Here is a 24138-nt window from a genome sequence, read left to right on the forward strand (position 1 = left end):
GCTATGGCCCAGCACCGCAAGACGGCAGCCTATGCCGATGTGATCAAAACGCGGGTGGCCGATTGGCCGCTGCCGGATTTCGGTGAGCCGGAGTCGGTCGAGCCGGCGCTGCATCGGCTGGCGGCCGAGCCTGAGTCTGAGCCGGAGGCCGTGGAGCCGGAGCTCCCGGCACCGCCCACCCTCGAAGAGATCGAAGACATTCAGCGCCAAGCCTGGCAGGAAGGGTTTGATGCCGGCAAGGTGGAAGGCACTCAGCAAGGCGTGCAGGAGGGCCGGCTCAAAGGCGCTGAGCAGGGCCTGCAGGAGGGGTTGGAGCAGGGCCGTCAGCAGGGGCTGGAGGCTGGGCATGAGGAGATCCTGCATCGGCTCGGGCGTCTGGATGGCCTGCTCAATGAGATGATCGCCCCGCTCGAAGCGGTCGACGAAGCCGTCGAGCGTGAGCTGGTGACCTTGGCAATGCGGCTGGCTCAGGCGGTAGTGCAGGTGGAGTTGAAAACCTCGCCCGAAGCGGTGCTCGAAGCGCTGCGACTTGGGGTCCAGGCGCTGCCCAATCAGCACCAGCAGGTGCAGATCGGGCTGAATCAGGACGATCTGACGCTGGTAGAGCAAAGCTACGGCGCCGAGCAGTTGGCCGAGCGGCAGTGGCAGTTGCAGCTAGAGCCGAGCCTGGAGCCGGGCTCACTGCGGATCCAGACCCAGCGCAGTGAGGTGCCGATGCTGGCCGATGACCGGCTGCGCAAGGTGCTTGAGCATTTTGCCGCGACACCGCGAGCGCCGGTGGCGGAGCCGGCCTACCCGATCGCCGCTTTGCGTCCCACAGCCGAGGCCGCGCCGGAGCCTGAGCCGAATACGACCGAGCCTGTCCCTGAGCAACCAACCGAGGCGAGCTCAGAGCCGGACGCGGTGGCGCCGCGGACGGCCGAAGCGGTTCCGGCATGAAAGCCTTGCGCAGCCAGCGATTAGGCGAACGTGTCCGGGCCTGGCAGTCACAAGTCCAGCCCGTTGCAGTGGTGGCCTCCGGCCAACTGGTGCGGGTGGTGGGATTAACCTTGGAAGCGGTGGGTTGCCGAGCGCCGGTGGGCTCACTGTGTGAGATCGAAACCGAAGCGGGCAGTCTGACGGCCGAGGTGGTGGGGTTTGATGATCAGATCCTCTATCTGATGCCGGTGGATGAGCTCAAGGGCGTGCTGCCCGGAGCCAAGGTCACGCCATTGGGTCAGCGCCAAGGGTTGGCCGTGGGCATGGAGATGTTGGGCCGGGTGCTCGATGGTAACGGCGAGCCGATCGACGGCTTGGGCCCGTTGAAGACCCGGCAGCGTACCAGCCACCATGCCCCCTTGATCAACCCGATGGCGCGCCGGCCGATCCACGATCCCATCGATGTTGGCGTGCGTGCCATTAATGCCATGCTGACGGTGGGTGTCGGCCAGCGCATGGGCCTGTTTGCTGGCTCCGGTGTGGGTAAATCGGTGCTGCTGGGGATGATGACCCGTGGCACCAATGCCGATGTCATTGTGGTGGGCCTGGTGGGCGAGCGTGGTCGAGAGGTGAAGGAGTTTATTGAGGAGATCCTTGGGCCAGAGGGGCGCGTCCGCGCCGTGGTGATCGCCGCTCCGGCGGACACCAGCCCTTTGATGCGTCTGCGCGCCTGTGAGACGGCGACGCGGGTGGCGGAGTACTTCCGCGACAGTGGCAAGAACGTTTTGCTGCTGATGGACTCCTTGACTCGCTATGCGCAGGCGCAGCGGGAGATCGCCCTGGCGATCGGCGAGCCTCCGGCGACCAAGGGTTACCCGCCCTCCGTCTTTGCCAAGCTGCCGAAATTGGTCGAGCGGGCCGGCAATGGCGGACCGGGCCAAGGCAGTATCAGCGCATTTTATACCGTTTTGACCGAAGGCGATGATCAGCAAGATCCCATCGCCGATGCGGCCCGGGCGATCCTTGACGGGCATGTGGTGCTGTCGCGAGCCTTGGCTGAGAGCGGTCACTATCCGGCGATCGACATCGAGGCCTCCATCAGCCGGGTGATGCCGGCGGTAACCGAAGAGGCGCATCTGCAGGCCGCGCAGATGGTGAAACAGCTGTGGTCGGCCTATCGTCAGAATCAGGATCTGATCGCCATTGGTGCCTACAGTCGGGGATCGGATCCCTTGGTGGATCGCGCCATCGCGTTGCAGCCGGCCTTCAATGCCTTTTTGCGCCAGCAGATGAAAACACCGGTGGATTACGAGCAGAGTCTGACCCAGCTGGCGCGGATCGCCGCGCAATGTAAGGTGTAACCGAGCGTATGAGCGATCCCAAGCAATTGGCTAAGGTTCTGACACTGGTCGAGCAGGAGCTGGAGCAAACCAGCCTGCACCTGCGCAGCGCCAACTCGGCGGTGGCGGCACTCAAGCAGCAGATGCAACAGCTGCAAGATTACCGGCTGGATTACGTCCGTCAGGCTCAGCAAAAGCAGGGCGCGGTGCTGCAAGCCGGAGAGTATCAGCAGTTCCACCACTACATCGCCAAACTGGATGCGGCGATCACCCAGCATATCGGCAAGATCCGACAGGCAGAGCAGGCCGCGCAGCAACGCCAGCAGCAATGGCAGGCCTGCCATCAGCGCCAGCAAGCCATCGCGTTATTGATCAACAAAGCCCAGCAACAGCAGCGCCTGCGCGCCGACAAGGCACTGCAGCGTGATCTGGATGAGTTCTCGCTGCAGCAGTTCATCCGACGCCGCTGAATTGCCTTTCTTTATGGTATGAATTTTGCATTTCTCGGCATACCAGTGCCCGGGCGTCAAAAGCCTGCCACCCGGGGGGAGCCCTGTTTTGATCGAGAGTTATGGCTGATTTTTCTGAAGTATTATTGCGCCCCGAGCCGTTGACGACGGGAGCGACGCCGTCAGCGGGTGGCGAGAGCGCCGCGGACAGCGAGGCGCTGTTTGCGGGCGCACTGGCTCAAGCGGTCGAGGCCGGGGAGCAGGGAGGTCATCTGATCGGCCCAGGTGAGCTCGCGCCGGCAAGTGAGTCGCGCTCGGCGGTGACCGAAGGGACGGATCAGCCGGGGCAAGATCTTGCCGCACCGCAGTTAAACAGTGAGCCGGAAGCGGAGGCGGGGTCTGAGCAATTGTTGGGCTGGCTGGCTCAGCAGACGCAGGCGCTGCGCGTCGAGCCCAGCGCGGCGGAGGCGTCGGCGCACACCTCGGCGTCACTCGAGCCGGAAGTGTTGGAGAACGAAGTGGCGCCACAGACGCCGTCCAAGCCAGAGTCTGAGCACGAGGTGTTGCCAGCGTGGATGGCTGACGCGTCCCAGATCGAGCGGCCAAGTTCCGCGCCGTTAGCCTCTGACGCGGAGCCGGTGGCGACAGCGCAGATGGAGTCAGCGCCCGCTGGGGCGATCTTGACGGCGACAGAGCGGGTGGCAGCCACTGAGCCCATGACGGTGCCCGCCTCGACGAAATCGGTCGCGAGCCTGAATATCGAGCCCGATGAGGGGACGGTGCGCTCCAGTGAGGCGAAGGCCGTGTCGGCGGGCGATAAGCTGAGCCTGGAGGCGGAGCGGATCAGCACAGCGTCGCGCTCTGTGCCTACCCAGTCCGAAACACGCAGTGGGCTCGAGCCGAGCCTGAGCTCCGGCCTGGATCCCCGTGCGCTGTCGTCGAGCACTGTTGCCGAAGCGTCTCTGCCGCAGTGGCATGACGAGGAGAACCCCTTGGCCGTGCAGGCCAAGGCCGGCCCAGCGACTTTGGCCGCTCGGGCGGAGCCGCGCATGGGCATGGTGGCCGATCCGGTGTTGAGTCGTCAGCCGATCGAAGCCGAGCGGATGGCTCCGCAGCTGCGGGATCGCCTGATCATGATGGTCAATAGCGACAAGCTGACGGCGGAGATCCGCTTGGATCCGCCGGAGCTTGGCGCGCTGCAGGTGCGGATCCAGATGAACGGTGAGCAGGCGCAATTGCAGATCGTCACCCAGCAGGCTCAGACCCGAGATCTGGTGGAGCAGGCGCTGCCCCGGCTCAGGGAGATGTTGGAGCAGCAAGGGCTGCAATTGGCGGATGCCGACATTCGCCAAGGCGACCCCCAGCAAGGCCAGAGCGGCGCTGAGGGCGGGGCCGGTGAGGATGGACAGATCGGCGCTGGCGATGACAGCGACGAGCAGCGGGTGAGCGTGGCACACAGGCGCCATGACGGTGCGATTGATTACTACGCCTGATCCCCTCTGTGGTATTCTGGCGCTCATAAAAACGTAACCATAGGTTTTACGCTACATGCCTGAAAATTCGCTAGAACTTGAGGTTCAACGGGACACGCAGCGTCGCCGTTGGATGACCGTTGGCGTGATCGGTGGCGGTGTAGCCTTGTTGCTGGGGATCTACCTGTTGATCCGTCTGGTAGCGACCGGATTGGAGATGGATAAGCAACATGAAAGGGCCGAAGAGTTGTCGTGGCTCTCCGCCCACGCCAGTGTCGGCAATGCCTATTACGTCAGCATGCCAACGCCGTTTTTGTTTAATCTGCCGGGCGAGGATCGCAGCTATCTGGTGCAGATCAAGGTGCAGTTGCAGGTCCGCAGCCCAGAGGCGCAACTGCAGGTGCGTAAGCATTTCCCCGTGTTAAAGGACACCTTATTGACCACCTTTAGTGCGGCAAAACCTGAGGGATTACGAACCCGCGAGGGCAAGCTTGAGTTGCGTCACCAGGCGCTGGCCAATGCCCAGATGGCGATGCAATCCCTCACTGGATACAGTCAGATAGAGCGGGTGTTGTTCACCGGTTTTGTCATGCAATAAGAGCCAATCATGACCGATCTTCTAAGTCAGGACGAAATTGATGCGTTGCTCCACGGGGTCGATGACGTCGAGGAGGAGCCCAGTTACGACGAGAGTCAGGCGGTGGTGTATGACTTCACCTCGCAGGATCGGATCGTACGTGGGCGCATGCCCACTCTGGAGCTGGTGAATGAGCGCTTCGCCCGCCACCTGCGGATCAGTCTGTTCAATATGATGCGACGTAATGCCGAGGTGTCGATCAACGGCGTGCAGATGGTGAAATTCGGTGAGTATGTGCACACTCTGTTTGTGCCCACCAGCCTGAACATGGTGCGGTTTCGCCCGCTCAAAGGCACCGGCCTTATCACCATGGAAGCCCGGCTCGTCTTCCTGCTGGTGGATAATTTCTTCGGCGGCGATGGCCGCTTCCAGGCCAAGATCGAAGGGCGAGAGTTTACCCCGACCGAGCGGCGTATTATCCAGCTGCTGCTCAAAACCGTATTTGAGGATTACAAAGAGGCCTGGTCGCCGGTGATGGACGTGGAGTTTGAGTATCTCGACTCCGAGGTGAACCCGGCGATGGCCAATATCGTCAGCCCGACCGAGGTGGTGGTGGTGTCCTCCTTCCATATCGAGCTGGATGGCGGCGGCGGGGATTTTCATATCACCATGCCCTACTCGATGATCGAGCCCATTCGCGAGCTGCTGGATGCCGGGGTGCAGAGCGATAAGCAGGATACCGATCTGCGCTGGGCCAAGGCGTTGCAAGATGAGATCATGGATGTGGAGGTGGAGTACAGCGCCACTTTGCTTGAGCAGGAGATCTCACTGCGTCAGGTGATGGAGATGAAGACCGGCGATATCATCCCGGTGGAGCTGCCTGAGCACCTGTTGATGCGGGTCGAGGAGCTGCCGACGTTCCGGGGCAAGCTGGGCCGCAGCGGCGAACATCTGGCGATCCAGATCAGCGAGCGGATCCCCAGACCCAAATCCTATAAGAATGAATTGCAAATGGTCAGCCGTCAGGGCGCATTGACGCTGGCATCGGAAGCGATGCTGAACGCGGCTGATGAAGAGAAGAATGAAGGTGAGCGATGATCGACGATCCAAACCAAGATGATCTGGCACAGGAGTGGGCTTCCGCCCTGGGCGAGCAGGCAGAGCGTGTTGAACTGGAAGAGTTTGGCAACGACCGGGATATCAGTGCCGAGGAGCGGCGCAAGCTGGATACCATCCTCGACATTCCGGTCAATATCTCGATGGAGGTGGGCCGCAGCAACATCAGTATCCGTAACCTGTTGCAGTTGAACCAGGGCTCGGTGGTGGAGCTGGATCGGGTGGCCGGTGAGCCGCTGGATGTGATGGTCAATGGCACCTTGGTGGCGCACGGTGAGGTGGTGGTGGTGAACGACAAGTTCGGCATCCGCTTGACCGATGTGATCAGTCAAACCGAACGGATCAAGAAGCTGCGATGACGTACCGTTGGATTGGGCCGGCTGCGTTGCTGTCGGCCGCATTGCCGTTGGCGGCGGAGCCTGCGGCGGGCAGCAGCGATCAGATCGCCACCATCGCCGCGTCGCTGGTGGGGATCGTGGCCTTTATTCTGCTACTGGGCTTTTTAGCGCGGCGGATCAATCTGCCCTCGTCGCTCGGAGCCGGCCAGCTCAAAGCGGTCGCGATGATGCCGGTGGGCAATCGTGAACGGATCGCGGTGGTGCAGGTGGGTGAGCAGCAGTATCTGGTCGGGATCACCGGCAGCCAGATCTCCTTGTTGGACAAACTGGAACAGCCGCTGGCCGAGCCGCAAGCCAATCAATTTGGCCAGCTCCTGGCGAAGTTTAACCAGAAGCAGGAGCGCTAGGTGGGCAGAGGGATCGCACTGGGGCTGTTGGCCCTGATCGCGGGCGCTTGGCCCGCATTGGCGCTGGCCGATACCGGCATACCGGCGTTGACCGTGGTCACCAATGCCAATGGCGATCAGGAGTACACCGTCAGCCTGCAGATCCTGGCACTGATGACGGTGCTGACCTTCTTGCCGGCGATGGTCATTCTGATGACCAGCTTTACCCGCATTATTGTGGTGTTGGCCATTTTGCGTCAGGCGTTGGGCTTGCAGCAAACTCCGTCGAATCAGGTGCTGTTGGGGATCTCGCTGTTCCTCAGCTTGTTTATCATGACACCGGTGCTCGATCGGGTGTACGAAGACGCGCTGGTGCCCTACATGGCCGAGGAGATCGGCATGATGGAGGCGATGGCGCAGGCCAAGGCCCCGGTGCACGGCTTTATGCTGTCGCAGACCCGCAATACCGATCTCAACACCTTCCTTGAGATCAGCGGCCGAACCGACATCACTCAGCGCGAGGCGGTGCCGATGACGGTGTTGATCCCGGCGTTTGTGACCTCGGAGCTCAAGACCGCCTTCCAGATCGGCTTTATGTTGTTTATCCCGTTTCTGGTGATCGATCTGGTGGTGGCCTCGGTCCTGATGGCGATGGGGATGATGATGCTGTCGCCGATGATCGTGTCCCTGCCGTTTAAGATCATGCTATTTGTGCTGGTGGATGGCTGGAACCTGGTGATGGGGACGCTGGCGGTCAGCTTTGGCCTCGGAGGGCCGACATGAGCCCAGAGACCTTTGTTGATATCTTTCGCCATGCGCTGCAGACCATCGTCATGCTGGTCTCGGCCATCATCTTGCCCGGTCTGATGATGGGCTTGGTGGTGGCGGTGTTCCAGGCGGCGACCTCCATCAATGAACAAACCCTCTCCTTCTTGCCGCGTTTGTTGGTGACCCTGACCACGCTGATGGTGCTCGGCCATTGGCTGACGCGGATGTTGATGGAGCTGATGTTTGAGATGGTGGCCCTGATCCCTCAGGTTGTCGGCTGATGGAATACCCCCTGCCGATCATCTTTGATTGGCTGCGCAGCGTGCTGTGGCCGCTGTTTCGGATCAGCGCCATGCTGATGGTAATGATCACCATCGGTGGCTCCTCGGTGCCTGCGCGGGTGCGGCTGCTGCTGAGCGTGATGATCACCGCGGCGGTGGCGCCGGTATTGCCCACCCCGCCGGCGATCGATCTGCTGTCGGCCGAGGGCTTTCTGATCAGCGCGCAGCAGGTGTTGATCGGCGTGGCGGTGGGGTTCGTTTCGGTACTGGTGCTCAATACCTTTGTGCTGGCGGGCCAGATCATCGGCATGCAGACCTCGCTGGGTTTCGCTTCCATGGTTGATCCCTCCAATGGCCAGCAGGTGCCGGTGATCGGCCAGTTCTTCCTGTTGATGACCACCCTGTTTTTCTTTGCCGTCGATGGCCATTTGTTGATGATCCGCATGCTGATCGCCAGCTTCGAGACTTTGCCGATCGGCGAGGGCTTGCTGGTGGCCAATTTCGACAGCATCGCCAAGTTTGGCGGGCTGATGTTTGCGACCGCGTTGACCATGTCGTTGTCGGCTGCGACGGCCTTGTTGCTGATCAACTTCTCCTTTGGCGTGATGACTCGGGCAGCGCCGCAGCTCAATATCTTTGCCATCGGTTTTCCCATCACCATGGTGTCTGGCTTGCTGATCCTGTGGTTGACCCTGGGCGGGGTGCTGCCCCATTTCTACGCCATGTGGGATGAGGGCCAGATCCTGATCTGCGATCTGCTCCGACTGGACTGTGAGGTACGCTGATGGCGGAAAACGACAGCAGTCAGGAAAAGACCGAAGAAGCCACCCCCCGAAGGCGGGAGCAGGCCAGGGAGAAGGGCCAGGTTCCCCGCTCGAAGGAGCTGGGTACGGCGGCGGTGCTGGTGGCCGCTGCCGCGTCGATGCTGATGCTCGGTGAGCAGATCGGCAGCGCGCTGCTGCAGATCGCCGAAGGCCAGTTTGATCTGACCCGTGCCCAGGTGTTTGATCTGGGCGAGCTCAGCAAGCTGTACCGCAGTATCTTGGGTCATCTGGTGGGGCCGGTGCTCGGCTTCGTGGTGGTGCTGTTTATCGCCGGCTTTCTCGGCAACATCGGTTTGGGCGGGCTCAGTTTCAGCTGGAAAGCGGCGGCTCCTAAGCCCAATAAGATGAATCCGATGAACGGCTTCAAGCGGATGTTTGGCGTCCAGGCGGTGGTCGAGCTGGTCAAATCCATCGCCAAGTTTTCGGTGATCGCCTGTGTGGCGTTTCTCTTGCTGCGTTTTAATTTCGAGCGGATCCTGGATCTGTCCAGCGGCGATGCCGCTGGCGCCGTGCGTAATGCCTTGGAATTATTACTTAAGTTGTTTGTGTTGCTGTGCGCTTCACTGCTGTTGATCGTGGTGATCGATGCGCCCTATCAACTGTGGAATCACAACAAGCAGTTGCGCATGACCAAGCAGGAAGTGAAGGACGAATTCAAGCAGACCGAAGGTAAGCCTGAGGTGAAGGGCAAGATCCGACAACTGCAGCGTGAGATGTCGCAGCGACGGATGATGGCCGAGGTGCCCAATGCCGATGTGGTGGTGGTCAACCCGACCCACTATTCGGTGGCGATAAAGTACGATAAATCTGTTAATAATGCGCCACTTGTCGTTGCTAAAGGCAATGATGAGATCGCCCTCAAAATCCGAGAAATCGCACGCGAACACCAGGTTCCCGTGGTATCCTCTCCGGCATTGGCACGGGCCATCTACCACTCAACCAAGCTCGATCAACCGGTGCCGGAAGGGCTATTTACCGCCGTGGCACAGGTGCTGGCGTATGTGTTCCAGCTTAAGCAGTTTCAACATGGCCGTGGTCGACGACCGATCCCGTTACCCAATGAGATCCCGATCCCGACCGAGCTTTGGGTAGATAACCCTGAAGAATCAGAATAATGGCGCGGAAATTGCTGCCTAAACCAATACGTCAATTTTAAGTCGCTGTATGGATCTTAAGGCTACATTCGGTTCGCTCTATCAGAACCGTTACACACATCTCAAAGGGATCGGCACGCCCATCATGGTTCTGGCCGCCTTGGCAATGGTGACCCTGCCAATGCCGCCGGTGCTGCTTGATCTGTTGTTCTCCTTTAATATCGCACTGGCGCTGGTGGTGCTGCTGGTGGCGATCTACACCCTGCGCCCGCTGGATTTTGCCGCCTTCCCGACCGTGCTGTTGATGGCGACCCTACTGCGATTGGCGCTCAACGTGGCCTCGACCCGGCTGGTGTTGTTGGAGGGCCATAATGGCCCCGCGGCGGCGGGTAAGGTGATCGAAGCGTTCGGCTCGGTGGTGATCGGCGGCAACTATGCCGTCGGTCTGGTGGTGTTTCTGATCCTGGTGATCATCAACTTTGTGGTGGTTACCAAAGGTGCCGGGCGGATCTCCGAAGTGAGCGCCCGCTTTACCTTGGACGCCATGCCCGGCAAGCAGATGGCCATCGATGCGGATCTGAACGCCGGCCTGATCAATCAGGAGCAGGCGCGGGAGCGTCGCGCCGATGTGTCGAAAGAGGCGGACTTCTACGGCTCAATGGACGGTGCCTCCAAGTTCGTTAAGGGCGATGCGGTCGCCGGGATCCTGGTGTTGGTGATCAACATCATCGGCGGCTTCGTGATCGGCATGGCCCAGCATGGCCTGAGTCTGGGCCAGGCGGTGGAGATCTACACCCTGCTGACCATTGGTGATGGCTTGGTCGCGCAGATCCCCGGTCTGCTGCTCTCCATTGGCGCCGCCATCATCATCACCCGTCAGAATGAATCCCAGAAGATGGGCGAAGAGGTCGCCCGGCAGATGTTTGCCAACCCTAAGGTACTGGGGATCAGCGCGGGCGTGTTGATCGTCATGGGTCTGGTGCCGGGCATGCCGACCTTGGCGTTTGTCTCGCTGGGGATCGGCATGGCGGTCACCACTTGGTGGATCAATAAGCGTCAGATCGAAGCAAAAGTGCTGGCGGAGACGGAGCAGGCGCAGGGCAATACCGAACGTCTGGAATCGGAGCCCAAAGAGCTGGGCTGGGATGATGTCAATCACGTTGATATTGTCGGCCTGGAGGTGGGCTACCGCTTGATCCCTTTGGTGGATAAAGGCCAAAACGGCGAGCTGCTGTCGCGGATCAAAGGGGTGCGCAAGAAGCTGTCGCAGGAGTTTGGTTTTTTGATCCCGCCGGTGCATATCCGCGATAACCTGGATCTGGGGCCCAGCACCTACCGCATCAGCCTGATGGGCGTCGTGGTGGGCGAGGCCGATATCCGCCACGATGGCGAGTTGGCGATCAACCCGGGTCAGGTGTTTGGCCAGTTGGAGGGGCAACCTACGGTCGATCCGGCGTTCGGCCTGGAAGCGGTCTGGGTCAATCCGGATCAGCGCGACTACGCCCAGACCTTGGGCTACACCGTGGTCGATGCCAGCACGGTGGTCGCCACCCACATGTCGCAGCTATTGAGCAATAATGCGGCGCAGCTGCTGGGTTATGAAGAGGCGCAACAGCTGCTGGATATCCTCGCCAAACAGTCGCCGAAGTTGGTCGAGGGGCTGGTGCCGGAGATCCTGTCACTCGGGGTGATCGTCAAAGTGATGCAGAACCTGCTCAATGAGGGCGTGCCGATCCGCGATACCCGCACCCTGATCCAGACCTTGGTGGAGTATGGCCCGAAAAGTCAGGATCCCGATGTGCTGACGGCCGCGGCGCGGATCGCGATGAAACGTTTGATCATTCAAGAGATCAACGGCTCCGAGCGCGAGGTGCCGGTGGTGACCCTGTCGCCGGAGCTGGAACAGTTGCTGCATCAGTCATTGCAGTCGAGCAATGGCGAAAACAGTGGCTTGGAGCCGGGGCTGGCAGAGCGTTTACAGCGCTCGCTTAAGGATGCGGCGCAGAAACAGGAAATGGTGGGGGAGCCAGCGGTCTTGCTGACGTCCGGGTTGTTGCGAACCACGCTCTCTCGCTTTGTTAAACACACGATACCGTCATTGCGGGTGTTGTCCTATCAGGAGATCCCGGATGATAAGCAGATCAAGATCGTGCAATCGGTCGGTCAGTAATGGTTCAGCCTTGGAGGCGAGACGTTGAGAATTAAACGCTTTTTTGCCAAAGACATGCGCAGTGCCTTGGCGGAGGTGAAGGAGGCGCTGGGACAGGACGCGGTGATCATGTCCAACAAGCGCGTCAGTGGCGGGGTCGAGATCGTCGCCGCAGTCGACTTTGACGTGCCGCAAAAGAATGACACTGCGCCGGCCGACAATTTAAGTCCGGCCCCGTCTCGTTCGCTTAGTGAGGATAAAGTGAGTCTTTCCTCCGCCCCGGTGGCGCTGAACCGCGCCGCTGAGGCACCCGCGCCCCAACCCACGCCTCAACAACGCGCCAGTGTGCAGAGCTCGGATGGCCTGCGCGCGCTGTTGGAACGTCAGCAGCAGCGACGTCAGCAAAAAGAAGCCAAGGCGATGGTGGCCAAGCAAGAGCAGGCGTTGCCTAAGTGGGCTCAGCGCGCGTTCGAGCCGGCGCCCAAGCCGGAGCCGGAGGTGCAGCCCCGCGCTGCAGCCCCGGCTCGTCCCCAACCCGCTGCGCGCGCGAGCACCGGCCAGGGGCAAGCCGAGCTGAGCGCCATGCGCGAAGAGATGGCGTCGATCCGGCAACTGTTGCAGCATCAGGTCTCAAACTTGATGCAGCAGGACATGGCCCGGACCGAGCCTGTCCGCAATATGGTGATCGAGCAGCTGCGCGATCTCGGTTTTCATCGCGAGGTGGCGGAGCACTTTGCCCAGCTGTTGCCGCAACAGGGTGAATTGCATCATGTGCTGGCCCGGTTGCCTGCGCTGGTGGCCGACGCCTTGGTGTGTGGTAACGAAGCGATGCTCGAGGAAGGCGGGGTGATCGCGCTGGTTGGCCCGACCGGGGTGGGCAAGACCACCACCATCGCTAAGCTGGCGGCGCGCTTTGCGGCGCGCTATGGCGTCGAGCAGGTCGCGCTGGTGACCACAGACAACTACCGGATCGGGGCCCAGGAGCAGTTGGCGACCTTCGGCAAGATCATGGGGTGTCCGGTGCGCAGTGCCGCCAGTGTCGATGAGCTGGAGCAGGTGTTGTACCAGTTGCGCAGTCGTCGCTTGGTGCTGATCGACACCGCGGGCATGGGCCAACGGGACATGCGCTTAGTGGAGCAACTGGAGCGACTGACCGGTGCCACTAAGTTATCTATTAAACCGTACTTGGTGTTGTCGGCAACGGCACAGTACCGGGTATTGCAAGAAACGGTGGAGCGTTTCCGACGTATTGATTTGGCAGGATGCATCTTCACCAAGTTGGACGAAGCCCACAGTATTGGAGAGGCTTTGAGTGTGCTACTTCAAGAACAATTGCCTGTATGCTATCTGACGGATGGACAACGGGTACCGGAAGATCTCCGGACGGCTGACCCTCATTATCTGGCCCAACGGGCTTTGACCGAAGAGGGCGCTGCATCACCAGAGCAGCCGCAACAACACGCATCGAGTATGGTGGGGTTGTATGACTGAATGGTTTCTACAGGATCAAGCGAGCGGGCTGAGAAAGATGGTACAGAAACAAGAAAACATGATCCGAGTGATAGCCGTCACAGGCGGTAAAGGCGGCGTAGGTAAAACCAATGTCTCCATCAATACGGCAACGGCGTTGGCGGCTCAGGGCCAGAGGGTTCTGGTGTTGGACGCTGATCTGGGACTGGCCAATGTCGATGTGATGTTGGGTGTTCGTGCCAAATATAACCTGTCCCATGTGCTCGCAGGCGAGTGCACGCTGGAGGAAGTGTTGGTGGAGGGACCGCAGGGGATCAATATCGTTCCGGCCGCCTCCGGCACTCAAGGCATGGTGGAGCTCACCCCGACGCAACACGCCGCTCTGATCCAGTCCTTCTCCAATCTGGAGAGTCAGTTTGATTGCCTGATCGTGGATACCGCCGCGGGGATCTCAGACATGGTACTGAGCTTTGCCCGGGCGGCGCAGGAGGTGCTGGTGGTGGTGTGCGACGAGCCGACCTCGATCACCGACGCCTATGCGTTGATCAAGCTGCTGTCTCGTGAGCACGGGGTGTTCCGCTTCCGCATTGTCGCCAACATGGTGCGCAGTCTGCGCGAAGGTATGGAGCTGTACGCCAAGCTGTCCAAGGTGACCGATCGTTTCCTCGATGTGGCACTGGAGTTGGTGGCGACCATCCCATTCGATGAGAATGTGCGTAAAGCGGTTCGTCAACAAAAGGTGGTGGTGGAGGCTTTCCCGCGCACCCCGGCGGCGATCGCCTATCAGGGCCTGGCCAATAAGATCGTGGCCTGGCCGGTACCGCAAAACCCCAGCGGCCATCTCGAGTTCTTCGTTGAGCGGCTGATCCGGCGCAATATGTACGGAGAGGCGGTTGGTGAATAAGGCGGCGGCCTATACCCAGTTTGATAATCGGGCGGGGATCGTCGCCCGTTATACCCCATTGGTAAAGCGCATCGCGCATCATCTGCTGGCGCGTTTGCCGGCCAGTGTGCAGCTGGACGATCTGCTGCAATCCGGCATGCTTGGTCTGCTGGAAGCGGCGGGCAATTTCGATGCCAGCAAAGGGGCCAGTTTTGAAACCTTTGCTGGGATCCGCATCCGCGGCGCCATGCTCGATGAGATCCGGCGGGGCGATTGGACGCCGCGCTCGGTGCATCGCAATGGCCGCCGAGTCAGCGAAGCGGTCGAGCAATTGGAGAAGGTGCTGGGGCGCGATCCCACCGACAGCGAGGTCGCCGCAGCGCTTGAACTCTCGCTGGAGGAGTATCATCATATTCTCAATGATGTAAGCTGCGGGAAAATTATTGGTATTGAAGATCTTAGTGTCTCTGAAGAGGCATTGGGTCCCACCGATGACGCTGCGGATAACTTTGGCTCGGTGGCCGATGCGCGCTTTCGCCAGGCATTGGCTGCGGCGATCAAGACGCTGCCAGAGCGCGAAGCGCTGGTGCTGTCGTTGTACTACGACGAAGAGATGAATCTCAAGGAGATCGGCTTGATCTTGGGGGTCAGTGAGTCCCGAGTCAGCCAGATCCACAGTCAAGCCATGGTGCGACTGAAAACCAAATTGCGGGCATGGACCGCGTGAAACGCTGATAATTTGTTATTAGATGGCCTCATTGGAGGGGACTTTGGACAAGAACATGAAGATCCTGATCGTTGATGATTTTTCAACGATGCGTCGGATCATCAAGAATCTGCTGCGTGACTTGGGCTTTAACAATACGCAGGAAGCTGATGATGGTTCAACGGCGTTGCCGATGCTGCAAAACGGCGACTTTGATTTCGTTGTGACCGATTGGAACATGCCGGGCATGCAGGGGATCGATCTGCTGCGGGCCATCCGCGCGGATGACAACCTCAAGCATCTGCCGGTGCTGATGGTGACGGCGGAAGCGAAACGTGAGCAGATCATCACCGCGGCGCAAGCGGGCGTGAATGGCTACATCGTCAAACCGTTTACCGCGGCGACGTTGAAAGAGAAACTGGACAAAGTGTTCGAGCGTCTTAACTGAACAAGGATGTCGGGATGACACAACAAGCGGCGTTGATCTCGTTAGAGGACGCACAAGCCCTGGTTCAGATGCTGGAACAGGGACAGACGGAGGCGGCAAACCTGCTGATCCGTCAGGCCAATGTGGACACCAATCAACATCTGTTTGATGAAGTCGGCAAACTGACCCGTCAGTTGCACGATGCGCTGCGGGATTTTCAGTTGGATGACCGCATTGCGGAGCTGGCCAACCAGGAGATCCCGGACGCCAAAGAGCGGCTGACCTATGTGATCGACATGACCGAGCAGGCGGCCAACCGCACCATGGATGCGGTCGAGGAGAGTCTGCCGCTGGCGGACGCCTTGCAGTCCAAGTTGTTGCAGGTGAAACCCCGTTGGGATCAGCTGATGCGACGCGAGCTGGATCTGGCGCAGTTTAAATCTTTGTGTCATGACGTCGATGGTCTGCTGGAAGACACGGGGGGCGATCTGGAACGACTGAAGGATCTGCTCAATCAAGTGTTGATGGCACAGGATTTCCAGGATCTGACCGGACAGGTGATCCGCAAGGTGATCGAGCTGGTGCGGGAAGTGGAGTTCTCCTTGGTTGAGATGCTGACCATGTTTGGAGAGCCAGAGCAGGAAATGAAACAACGTGATCTTGTCTTGGCTGAGGGACCGGTCGTTGCGGCAGAAAACCGCGAGGAAGTGGTGAACGGCCAAGACGAGGTGGATGACTTGCTGTCCAGCCTTGGATTTTAGGAGTTAGGCTATGGGATTTGACCTCGACGACGATATCCTCCAGGACTTTCTGGTAGAAGCGGGCGAGATCTTGGAGCAACTGCAGGCGCAGTTGGTGGATCTGGAACAGAACCCGAAAGATTCTGATCTGCTTAATGCCATTTTCCGTGGCTTTCACACGGTCAAGGGCGGCGCGGGCTTTCTCAGCCTGAACGCCATGGTGGATGCCTGCCATGGCGCAGAAAACATCTTTGATCTGCTGCGCAATGATCAACTCACGGTGACCGCTGAGTTGATGGATCTGGTGTTGCAATCGTTGGATGCGGTCAATGACATGTTTACCCGCTTGCAGAATGGCGAGACGCCCGAAGCGGCTGATCCGGCCATGCTGGCGGCGCTGGAGCGTTGTGCCAGCGGTGAGGTGCCAGCGCCGATTGCCGCGGCGACTGCGCCACCGGTGGCAGCGCCTATGGTGGATACCGTGCCGCTGAGCCAACTGGTGCCCAGTCCCCGTGGGATCGATGCGCTCAGCGAGCATGACTACCAGCAGATGCTTGCGAGTCTGACCGACGGTGTCCAGCCCGAGACCGACATCAGTCAGGACGAGTTTGACTCATTGCTCGATCAGCTGCACGGAGCCGGTCAGTTTGGCACCGAGCCGCAAGTGGATACGTCGTCCGGTTCAGTGGCGTCCGCTGCCGAGCCGGTCGAGGCGCCCAGCTCAGCCGCGAGCCATGATGAGATCACCGAGGATGAGTTTGAGTCTCTGCTGGACGAATTGCACGGCAAAGGCCGGTTTGAGGCCAAGCCCGTGGCGGCAAGCCCCGCTGCCAACGCCACGTCGTCGGAGTTGATCTCGGAAGATGAGTTCGAGCAACTGCTGGACGATCTGCACGGCAGCGGTCAGGCACCGCAAGCGGCTGTGTCACAAGCGCCTGTCGCCGCGCCATCAAGCCCGGCCTCGAACTCAACCCCAGTCAGCGCACCCGCTAAGCCGGCGCGCAAGAGCAGCACGGCCACCACCCCAGCGGAAACCACGGTTCGCGTCGATACCGCCCGGTTGGACGAGATCATGAACATGGTCGGAGAGCTGGTGTTGGTGCGCAATCGACTGTTGACCCTAGGTATCGAGCGGGATGACGAGGAGATGAGCAAGGCGCTGGCCAGCTTAGATCTGGTCACCGCCGATCTGCAGGGCGGGGTGATGAAGACCCGGATGCAGCCGATCAAAAAGGTGTTTGGCCGCTTCCCTCGGGTGGTGCGCGATCTGGCGCGTTCGCTCGACAAGGAGATCCAACTGCAGTTGGAGGGCGAAGAGACCGATCTGGATAAGAATCTGGTCGAAGCGCTGGCGGATCCCTTGGTGCACCTGGTGCGCAATGCGGTGGACCATGGCATTGAGATGCCCGAGGAGCGCGTCGCGGCGGGCAAACCTCGCCAAGGCACCATCCTGCTGTCGGCCGCGCAGGAGGGCGATCATATCCTGCTGTGCATTCGCGATGACGGTGGCGGCATGAACGCCGACAAACTCAAAGCGCTGGCGGTTGAGCGGGGTGTGCTTGAAGCCGATGCCGCCGCCCGCATGTCGGACATTGACGCCTATAACCTGATCTTCGCACCGGGCTTCTCCACCAAATCCGAGATCTCCGATATCTCTGGCCGCGGTGTCGGCATGGATGTGGTGAAAACCCGCATTGCCCAGCTTAACGGCTCGGTGACCGTCGACTCCTCGCCCGGTGAGGGCACCATTATTGAGATCAAGGTGCCGCTGACGCTGGCGATCATGCCGACCCTGATGGTGAAGGTGGCCCAGCAAAGCTTTGCGCTGCCGCTGTCGTGCGTATCGGAGATCTTCCATATGGATCTGAGTACCACCAACGTGGTGGATGGTCAGTTGTCCATTACGGTTCGCGAACGGGCCATCCCTCTGTTCTACCTCGATAAGTGGTTGTGCAAGGGCGCCGGTCGTGCCGAGCGGGAAGGCAAGGGCCACGTGGTGATCGTGCATATTGGCAACACCCAGGTTGGCTTTGTGGTGGATGGCCTGATCGGCCAGGAAGAGGTGGTGATCAAACCACTGGGCGCCATGCTGCACGGCGTCCCCGGAATGGCGGGCTCGACCATCACGTCCAACGGCGGCATTGCGCTGATCCTGGACGTCCCCGGCATGCTGAAACATTACGCCCGACGCCGTTGAGCGTGGGGCACAGAGGAATAAGGAAACAGATGACCATCAAGGTTTTGGTCGTTGATGACTCTAGTTTTTTCCGCCGACGCGTGGCTGAGATCCTGGACGCAGATCCGGGGCTGGAAGTGATTGATACGGCGGTAAACGGCAAGGATGCCGTTGAAAAGGTGCGTCAGTTGCGCCCGGACGTGGTCACCATGGACATTGAGATGCCGGTGATGGATGGGATCAGTGCGGTCCGCGCGATCATGGCGCACAGCCCGGTGCCGGTGATGATGTTCTCATCGCTGACCTACGACGGCGCGCGGGCCACCCTCGATGCACTCGATGCCGGTGCGGCTGATTTTCTGCCCAAGCGGTTTGAGGACATCGCTAACGATCGTCAGGCGGCGGCCAGCCTGTTGCAGCAGCGTGTTCGCGCCATTGCCCGTCAGCGTTTCGGCGCATTGAGCAAGGCGATCCCGCCGCGGCCTTTGGCGCGTACCGCCGCGCGGCTGAGCACGCCGGCCACGCCGACCGCTGCGCCGCGCAGTGCGGTGCCAAAGGTGGGGCAGGTTAAGTTGCCGGGCCGAGCCAGCGGTAAGCACTATAAGGCGCTGCTGATCGGCACCTCAACCGGTGGCCCGGTGGCGCTGCAAACCATCCTGACCCAATTCCCGGCCAACTATCCCCACCCGATCCTGCTGGTGCAGCATATGCCTGCGGCCTTTACGCCGGCGTTTGCCCAGCGGCTCGATGGGCTGTGCGCGATCCAGGTGAAGGAAGCCGAGCACGGTGAGCGGTTGCGCCCCGGTGTCGCCTATCTGGCGCCCGGTGGCAAACAGATGCTGGTGGACGGCAGCGCGGCCAACAGCCGATTGGTGGTGCGCGACGGCGATGACAAGATCAATTACAAGCCCTCGGTCGATATCACCTTTGGCAGCGCCTCGCGGGTGTTTGGCGGTGATGTACTGGGGGTGATCCTGACCGGCATGGGCGCCGACGGCCGTGAGGGCTGTCGTTTGTTGCAACGCCTCGGCGCCAATATCTGGGCACAAGATGCGGCCAGTTGCGTGGTCTATGGCATGCCACAGGCGGTTGCAGCGGAAGGGATAGCCAGCCACTCCATTCCCTTGGATAAGATGTCGGAGGCGATCCTTCGTGAAACCCAACGGTTGTAACTGGAGTTGCCGCTTGTTTCCACTGCTGTGTGCGGCGTTAAGCATTTTTACCCTAGTGACCCTGGTGTGGGCACTGGATAAACATGTTCACGCCAAAGAGCTGAGCGAGCAACTGGCACAACAGCATCAGGCCGCGAGTGAGCAGCATCAACAACTGCTCGGGGTGCTGGAGCAGAATCAACAGCTGCGCAGCCGCTTAGCGCACTATCAGCGGCAGCAGGCGCTGGCGTTGGAGGCGCAGAAGTCGGGTCAGGCGCAAGTGCTGCAACAGCAGGACGGCGTTGCGGTAATGCAGCAGCCCAACGGTGCGGTTCGCTACACCGCCACAGTGGAGTAACCCATGCGCGTCTGGACCGTGGTGAATCAAAAGGGTGGGGTGGGCAAGACCACCACCGTCGTGACTTTGGCGGGGCTGTTGGTGGCCAAAGGCCAGCGGGTGCTGATGATCGATACCGATCCGCACGCTTCGCTGGGCTACTACTTAGGATTGGATCCTGAGCAGCTGCCGGCGTCGTTGTTTGATCTGTTTCACCATCATGAGGATCTGACGCAAGCCCGTTGTCAGCAGGCGATCGTGCCGACCTCGGTGGCCGGGTTGGATCTGATGCCAGCGGCTACGGCGTTGGCCACCTTGGATCGCAGCCTGGGCAATCAGCCGGGCATGGGCTTCATCCTCGATCGGGTGGTGGGTCTGCTGCAAGGCCAATACGATACGGTGATCATCGACTGTCCGCCGGTTCTTGGCGTCTTGATGGTCAATGCGCTGGCCGCCTGTCAGCAGATCGTGGTGCCGGTGCAAACCGAATACCTGGCGCTGAAAGGGCTCGAGCGCATGGTGCAAACGCTGGAGCGGATGGGGCAAGCCGGTCGCCGGGTGCCGCCCTATCTGATCGTGCCGACCATGTTCGACCGTCGAACCAAGGCATCTTTATTGGCGTTGTCAGAGTTGGCACGCACCTATCCCGGCGCGTTGTGGCACTCGGTGATCCCGGTCGATACCCGATTACGTGACGCCAGTCTCGCCCATTTACCGGCGCCGCAGTTTGCGGGTGATTGCCGCGGGGTGAGCGCATACAATGAGCTTTTGAATGCACTGTTAGAACGAGGCCAGGCCAATGTCCCGCGACGCGCAGCAAGCGGTCGATGATTATTTTGATGTGTTGCTGACGGCGCCAGAGGCGCCGACACTGCACCAGGCTCGAGTCGGCGCCTTGCTGGAAAAGGCGCGACAACAGCAAGCCGACGGCTGGGCGCCGCAGGCGGCGGAAACCGACGGTTTCCCTGCGAGTGCACCGGTGGTGGTTGAGATGGCACAGCCAGCGCCTGAGCAGCCCTTGGCACCGAGCGTCGAGTCGGCACCGGCACTGCGCCCGGTGGCGGAGGATTGGCGGGCACAACTCGACAGCGAGTTTCCCTGCCTTTACTTTAAGGTGGCTGGGCTCACGCTGGCGGTGCCACTGCAACTGCTCGGCGGCATTAAGCGGGTGGCGAGCCGCAGCAAGCTGCCAGGGCAACCTAGCTGGATGCTGGGTGTTCAGACGGAGCGGGATGAGCGTTACTATGTGGTCGACAGTGCCCGTTGGTTGATGCCCGATCGGTCCGCGGCCGAGACGCCGGATTATCAGTATTTGGTGCAACTGGGCGACAGCCGCTGGACCTTGGCCTGTGAGGCTCTGGTCAATGCCGAGCCTTTGTCCAAGGATGAGGTCAATTGGCGCAAACCGGAAGATAAGCGACGCTATCTGGCCGGGGTGGTGCGCAAGCGTATGTGCGTGGTTCTGGATGTACCAGAGCTGGTTGACCTGTTGGATGCGGGTTTAGATATTAACTTGAAGGAGTCCTAAGCGGATGGCCATGCAACAAACGAATGCCGTTGAGGCGCTGGATAAAAATGATGAAGTGCTGCAGTGGGTAACCTTCCAACTGGAAAATGAAACCTACGGCATCAATGTGATGCAGGTGCGGGAAGTGCTGCGTTACAGCGACATTGCGCCGGTCCCTGGGGCACCTCAATACGTGCTGGGGATCATCAACCTGCGCGGCAACGTAGTGACGGTGATCGACACGCGTGCTCGGTTTGGTTTGTGTGACGCTGAGGTCACCGATAACACCCGTATCGTGATCATCGAAGCGGAAGATCAGGTGGTGGGGATCTTGGTCGACAGCGTGGCCGAGGTGGTGTACCTCAAGAGCTCCGAGATCGACACCGCGCCGAACGTGGGCAATGAAGAGAGCGCCAAGTTCATTCAGGGCGTGTGCCATCGCGATGATAAGCTGCTGATTTTGGTCGATCTGGAAAAGCTGCTCAGTGGTGAAGAGTGGATGGAGTTAGCCGCCCTGTGATGGATTGGATCCTGCCATTAGCCTTGGTGGCCGTTGGTCTGACGGTATTGCTGTCGGTCCTGTTGTGGTGGAGCCATCGTCGCTTTGCCCAGTTGGAGCGCAAGTGTGATGCCCTCAAGCTGCTGCAGAAGGCGGCACAGAGCACCAATGACCATCTGCAGCGGGAGATGGCAGAGATCCGAACCGGTGCCCTCGGCGTGGGTCGTCGGGTGAAGGAGCTCGAGCAGGAGCTTGAGTTACTGAGCGCCCGCCAGGACGAGGTAAAGCAAAACGATCCGGAGGCCCGGCTGTACAATCGGGCGATGAAGATGGTGGAGCTGGGGGCCGATGTCGAGGAGATCATGCGTGAGTGTGAGCTGCCCCGGGCGGAAGCGCAGTTGCTGGTGACTCTGCATCGACGGAGCCAGTAGCCAGAGGAAGCCCTGCACTGTTTACAAACCGAAGCATATGCTTCGGTTTTGTTGTTTTTGGGCTCTGTGACTTTCTATGATTGGTGATCTTTAGCCTCTCTTTCAGTAGGGTTTCATCAAAAAGAAATAAGGGTTTTGATGTGATCAGACTTTGGCATTTTGTCGTATGGTTGCTGCTTGTTGCTATGCCAAGCAGTGGCCAAGAGCCGGAGACTCCGGCTCCCAGCCCCCTGCCTGTTGAAGCCTTTGCTTCTTTGCCCTTGGTGAGCAGTGTCCAGCTCTCCCCCGACGGTCGCTATCTGTCTTTCCTAAAGGGAGAGCAGGGTTTTGAAGTTCTTATGGTGATCGATCTGAACACCGGACAAGGCGAAAGTCTCGCTTATGCCGATAACCTAAAGACAACCCTTGACTGGTATGCGTGGGCCAATGACGAAACCATATTGTTTGGTGTTGGTACGACTCGACATCAGCGTGGTGTGAAGTACTCGGTTACTCGGCTGCAGGTGATGACTCTGGGTAAGGATGACGAGCCGCGAAACGCCATCCGATTACGCAATATTCAGGGCAGTCAGTTGCCACAACTGGCTGATGGCGTCATTAGCTTGTTGCCGGATGAGCCCGATCACATCCTAATCAACCTGGCTTTAGATGTGGCCAATCATCCCAGTGTCTACAAACTGGACCTCAATTCCGGTCGGGTTCATCGCGTGTTGCGCGCCAAATCGGATATCTACACTTGGGTTGCTGATAGACAAGGCCGGATCCGCATTGGTTTGGGGCGCAGTGATACCGAGATGTTTGTTCGCTTGTATGACGAGGGGGGCGACAATTACCGCATACTTTGGGAGTACGAATTGTTCAATGCCCCAGAGATCGACGTGTTAGGTTTTGACCTCAATCCCAACATTCTCTATTTGCGGGCCGAACACGAAGGGCGCTACGCCGTGTTTCGTGCTGATGTGAGTCAGGCGGAGCCCGAGATGACGCTGTTCTACTCCCACCCGGACTACGACATCGACGGTGGCTTGGTTTATTCGCCCAAAACCGGCAAAGCGGTTGGGATCCGACATGGGATCGACGGAAACGGCATTGACTATTGGGATAGCGACTATCAAATGCTGCAGGCGTCCCTCGATGAAACCTTACCGGATCACCACAATCGGATTTTGGCTGAGACACGAGGTCTCCGCCGGTACATTCTGTTCTCTTCCTCGGAGTCCGATCCCGGCCACTACTATCTGGGCGATCGGACGACAAATGCCATTGATTACATTGGCAGTCGTTACCCACAGGTGAACCCAACCAATCACAGTGGTAAGGAAGCGGTCCGCTATCAGGCCCGTGATGGTCTTGAGCTCGATGCCATGTTGACCCGGCCGATGGTGCAAGCAGAGGATGGCGCTGTGCCCGCGGTGATCCTGCCCCACGGCGGCCCTGCTGGCAGCGACAAACTGTCGTTTGACTATTGGTCGGCGTTATTGGCCAATCAGGGCTATGTCGTGCTACAGCCCAACTTCCGTGGATCCAGCGGGCGTGGCTTTGCTTTTTCTAATGCGGCCATCGCCGGATGGGGGGCGGAGATGCAGGATGATCTGCAGGACGCGGCCCATTACTTGGTGGAACAGGGCTTAGCGGACCCCGAGCGGATCTGCATTGTTGGTGCCAGCTATGGGGGCTATGCGGCGCTGATGGCTGCGGTCAAGCATGGTGACACTTTTCGTTGTGCTGTCAGTTTTGCCGGAGTCAGCGATCTGGAGAAACTGGTCAGCGATGCACGTCACTTTTCGAATGAAAAGGTGGTGCGTAAACAGTTGGGTACCGATCGTAAGCGCAACCGGGCCAATTCACCGGTACGACATGCTAAGCAGATCGAGACGCCCATCCTACTCATTCATGGCAGTGATGATGATATCGTGCCCGTCGCCCATAGTCGGGATATGCACAAGGCGCTGCAGCGACAAAAGAAACCCGTACGCTACCTGGAGTTGGAGTACGGCGATCACCATTTGTGGCATGAACAGCATCGGCTTGAGACCATGCAGGCCATTGTTGATTTTCTCGATGAGCATCTGAAGAACTGACGTCTATATCGGTCACTC

The 24138-nt window shown here is 59.7% G+C and carries 26 protein-coding genes; all 26 read left to right on the forward strand.

Features of this window, described 5'->3' with window-relative positions:
• Positions 1 to 3 precede the first annotated feature (3 nt).
• Positions 4 to 939, forward strand: a complete 936-nt coding sequence (locus tag ABEA08_RS02330) for a flagellar assembly protein FliH (RefSeq protein WP_345332904.1) — start codon at positions 4 to 6, stop codon at positions 937 to 939.
• The gene (fliI, locus tag ABEA08_RS02335) at positions 936 to 2279 is read left to right on the forward strand and encodes a flagellar protein export ATPase FliI (RefSeq protein ID WP_345332906.1); all 1344 of its coding nucleotides are present in this window, start codon (positions 936 to 938) and stop codon (positions 2277 to 2279) included. Before ABEA08_RS02330 ends, fliI begins: the two co-directional genes overlap by 4 nt.
• A gap of 8 nt (positions 2280 to 2287) precedes the next feature.
• Positions 2288 to 2728 (forward strand): flagellar export protein FliJ, encoded by a 441-nt coding sequence (gene fliJ, locus ABEA08_RS02340; protein WP_345332908.1) that lies wholly within the window; start codon positions 2288 to 2290, stop codon positions 2726 to 2728.
• A gap of 101 nt (positions 2729 to 2829) precedes the next feature.
• A complete protein-coding gene (locus ABEA08_RS02345) occupies positions 2830 to 4200 on the forward strand; it encodes a flagellar hook-length control protein FliK (RefSeq protein ID WP_345332911.1) in 1371 nt (456 codons plus the stop codon).
• A gap of 55 nt (positions 4201 to 4255) precedes the next feature.
• Positions 4256 to 4777 (forward strand): flagellar basal body-associated FliL family protein, encoded by a 522-nt coding sequence (locus ABEA08_RS02350; RefSeq protein ID WP_345332913.1) that lies wholly within the window; start codon positions 4256 to 4258, stop codon positions 4775 to 4777.
• 9 nt (positions 4778 to 4786) lie between these two features.
• On the forward strand, positions 4787 to 5854 hold the full coding sequence (gene fliM / locus ABEA08_RS02355) for a flagellar motor switch protein FliM (protein ID WP_345332916.1): 1068 nt from the start codon (positions 4787 to 4789) through the stop codon (positions 5852 to 5854).
• A complete protein-coding gene (gene fliN / locus ABEA08_RS02360; RefSeq protein WP_345332919.1) occupies positions 5851 to 6231 on the forward strand; it encodes a flagellar motor switch protein FliN in 381 nt (126 codons plus the stop codon). Before fliM ends, fliN begins: the two co-directional genes overlap by 4 nt.
• Entirely contained in the window at positions 6228 to 6617 is a 390-nt protein-coding gene (gene fliO, locus ABEA08_RS02365) for a flagellar biosynthetic protein FliO (RefSeq protein WP_345332922.1), read from the forward strand. The genes fliN and fliO overlap by 4 nt, the downstream gene beginning before the upstream one ends.
• Positions 6618 to 7379, forward strand: coding sequence for a flagellar type III secretion system pore protein FliP (gene fliP, locus ABEA08_RS02370; RefSeq protein ID WP_425557315.1), 762 nt, complete (start codon positions 6618 to 6620; stop codon positions 7377 to 7379).
• The gene (locus tag ABEA08_RS02375; protein WP_345332925.1) at positions 7376 to 7645 is read left to right on the forward strand and encodes a flagellar biosynthetic protein FliQ; all 270 of its coding nucleotides are present in this window, start codon (positions 7376 to 7378) and stop codon (positions 7643 to 7645) included. Before fliP ends, ABEA08_RS02375 begins: the two co-directional genes overlap by 4 nt.
• Positions 7645 to 8430: a flagellar biosynthetic protein FliR gene (gene fliR, locus ABEA08_RS02380; protein ID WP_345332927.1), complete on the forward strand. Its 786-nt coding sequence runs from the start codon at positions 7645 to 7647 to the stop codon at positions 8428 to 8430. The genes ABEA08_RS02375 and fliR overlap by 1 nt, the downstream gene beginning before the upstream one ends.
• Positions 8430 to 9584, forward strand: a complete 1155-nt coding sequence (gene flhB / locus ABEA08_RS02385; RefSeq protein WP_345332931.1) for a flagellar biosynthesis protein FlhB — start codon at positions 8430 to 8432, stop codon at positions 9582 to 9584. Before fliR ends, flhB begins: the two co-directional genes overlap by 1 nt.
• A 49-nt stretch (positions 9585 to 9633) precedes the next feature.
• On the forward strand, positions 9634 to 11733 hold the full coding sequence (gene flhA, locus ABEA08_RS02390; RefSeq protein ID WP_345332933.1) for a flagellar biosynthesis protein FlhA: 2100 nt from the start codon (positions 9634 to 9636) through the stop codon (positions 11731 to 11733).
• Positions 11734 to 11757: 24 nt separating this feature from the next.
• Positions 11758 to 13203: a flagellar biosynthesis GTPase FlhF gene (gene flhF, locus ABEA08_RS02395; RefSeq protein ID WP_345332936.1), complete on the forward strand. Its 1446-nt coding sequence runs from the start codon at positions 11758 to 11760 to the stop codon at positions 13201 to 13203.
• Complete coding sequence (locus ABEA08_RS02400; protein ID WP_345332939.1) at positions 13196 to 14086, forward strand: MinD/ParA family protein; 891 nt, start codon at positions 13196 to 13198, stop codon at positions 14084 to 14086. The genes flhF and ABEA08_RS02400 overlap by 8 nt, the downstream gene beginning before the upstream one ends.
• Positions 14079 to 14792, forward strand: coding sequence for an RNA polymerase sigma factor FliA (locus ABEA08_RS02405; protein ID WP_345332942.1), 714 nt, complete (start codon positions 14079 to 14081; stop codon positions 14790 to 14792). Before ABEA08_RS02400 ends, ABEA08_RS02405 begins: the two co-directional genes overlap by 8 nt.
• A 43-nt stretch (positions 14793 to 14835) precedes the next feature.
• Positions 14836 to 15219, forward strand: a complete 384-nt coding sequence (gene cheY / locus ABEA08_RS02410) for a chemotaxis response regulator CheY (RefSeq protein ID WP_345332944.1) — start codon at positions 14836 to 14838, stop codon at positions 15217 to 15219.
• A gap of 14 nt (positions 15220 to 15233) precedes the next feature.
• On the forward strand, positions 15234 to 15959 hold the full coding sequence (locus tag ABEA08_RS02415) for a protein phosphatase CheZ (RefSeq protein ID WP_345332947.1): 726 nt from the start codon (positions 15234 to 15236) through the stop codon (positions 15957 to 15959).
• A 10-nt stretch (positions 15960 to 15969) separates the two neighbouring features.
• Positions 15970 to 18135, forward strand: coding sequence for a chemotaxis protein CheA (locus tag ABEA08_RS02420; RefSeq protein WP_345332949.1), 2166 nt, complete (start codon positions 15970 to 15972; stop codon positions 18133 to 18135).
• Positions 18136 to 18164: 29 nt separating this feature from the next.
• Entirely contained in the window at positions 18165 to 19286 is a 1122-nt protein-coding gene (locus tag ABEA08_RS02425; RefSeq protein WP_345332952.1) for a protein-glutamate methylesterase/protein-glutamine glutaminase, read from the forward strand.
• Complete coding sequence (locus tag ABEA08_RS02430) at positions 19267 to 19623, forward strand: hypothetical protein (protein WP_345332955.1); 357 nt, start codon at positions 19267 to 19269, stop codon at positions 19621 to 19623. Before ABEA08_RS02425 ends, ABEA08_RS02430 begins: the two co-directional genes overlap by 20 nt.
• A 3-nt stretch (positions 19624 to 19626) precedes the next feature.
• Positions 19627 to 20433, forward strand: a complete 807-nt coding sequence (locus ABEA08_RS02435; RefSeq protein ID WP_345332958.1) for a ParA family protein — start codon at positions 19627 to 19629, stop codon at positions 20431 to 20433.
• Positions 20402 to 21130: a chemotaxis protein CheW gene (locus ABEA08_RS02440; RefSeq protein ID WP_345332961.1), complete on the forward strand. Its 729-nt coding sequence runs from the start codon at positions 20402 to 20404 to the stop codon at positions 21128 to 21130. Before ABEA08_RS02435 ends, ABEA08_RS02440 begins: the two co-directional genes overlap by 32 nt.
• Positions 21131 to 21134: 4 nt before the next feature.
• Positions 21135 to 21629 (forward strand): chemotaxis protein CheW, encoded by a 495-nt coding sequence (locus tag ABEA08_RS02445; protein WP_345332964.1) that lies wholly within the window; start codon positions 21135 to 21137, stop codon positions 21627 to 21629.
• On the forward strand, positions 21629 to 22039 hold the full coding sequence (locus ABEA08_RS02450; RefSeq protein WP_345333299.1) for a DUF2802 domain-containing protein: 411 nt from the start codon (positions 21629 to 21631) through the stop codon (positions 22037 to 22039). Before ABEA08_RS02445 ends, ABEA08_RS02450 begins: the two co-directional genes overlap by 1 nt.
• A gap of 140 nt (positions 22040 to 22179) precedes the next feature.
• Positions 22180 to 24120 carry an alpha/beta hydrolase family protein gene (locus ABEA08_RS02455; protein ID WP_345332966.1) on the forward strand — a complete coding sequence of 647 codons (1941 nt, stop codon included), beginning with the start codon at positions 22180 to 22182 and terminating at the stop codon, positions 24118 to 24120.
• Positions 24121 to 24138 lie beyond the last annotated feature (18 nt).

Origin of the sequence: Ferrimonas pelagia, assembly GCF_039543565.1 — a bacterium.
Taxonomy (GTDB): domain Bacteria; phylum Pseudomonadota; class Gammaproteobacteria; order Enterobacterales; family Shewanellaceae; genus Ferrimonas; species Ferrimonas pelagia.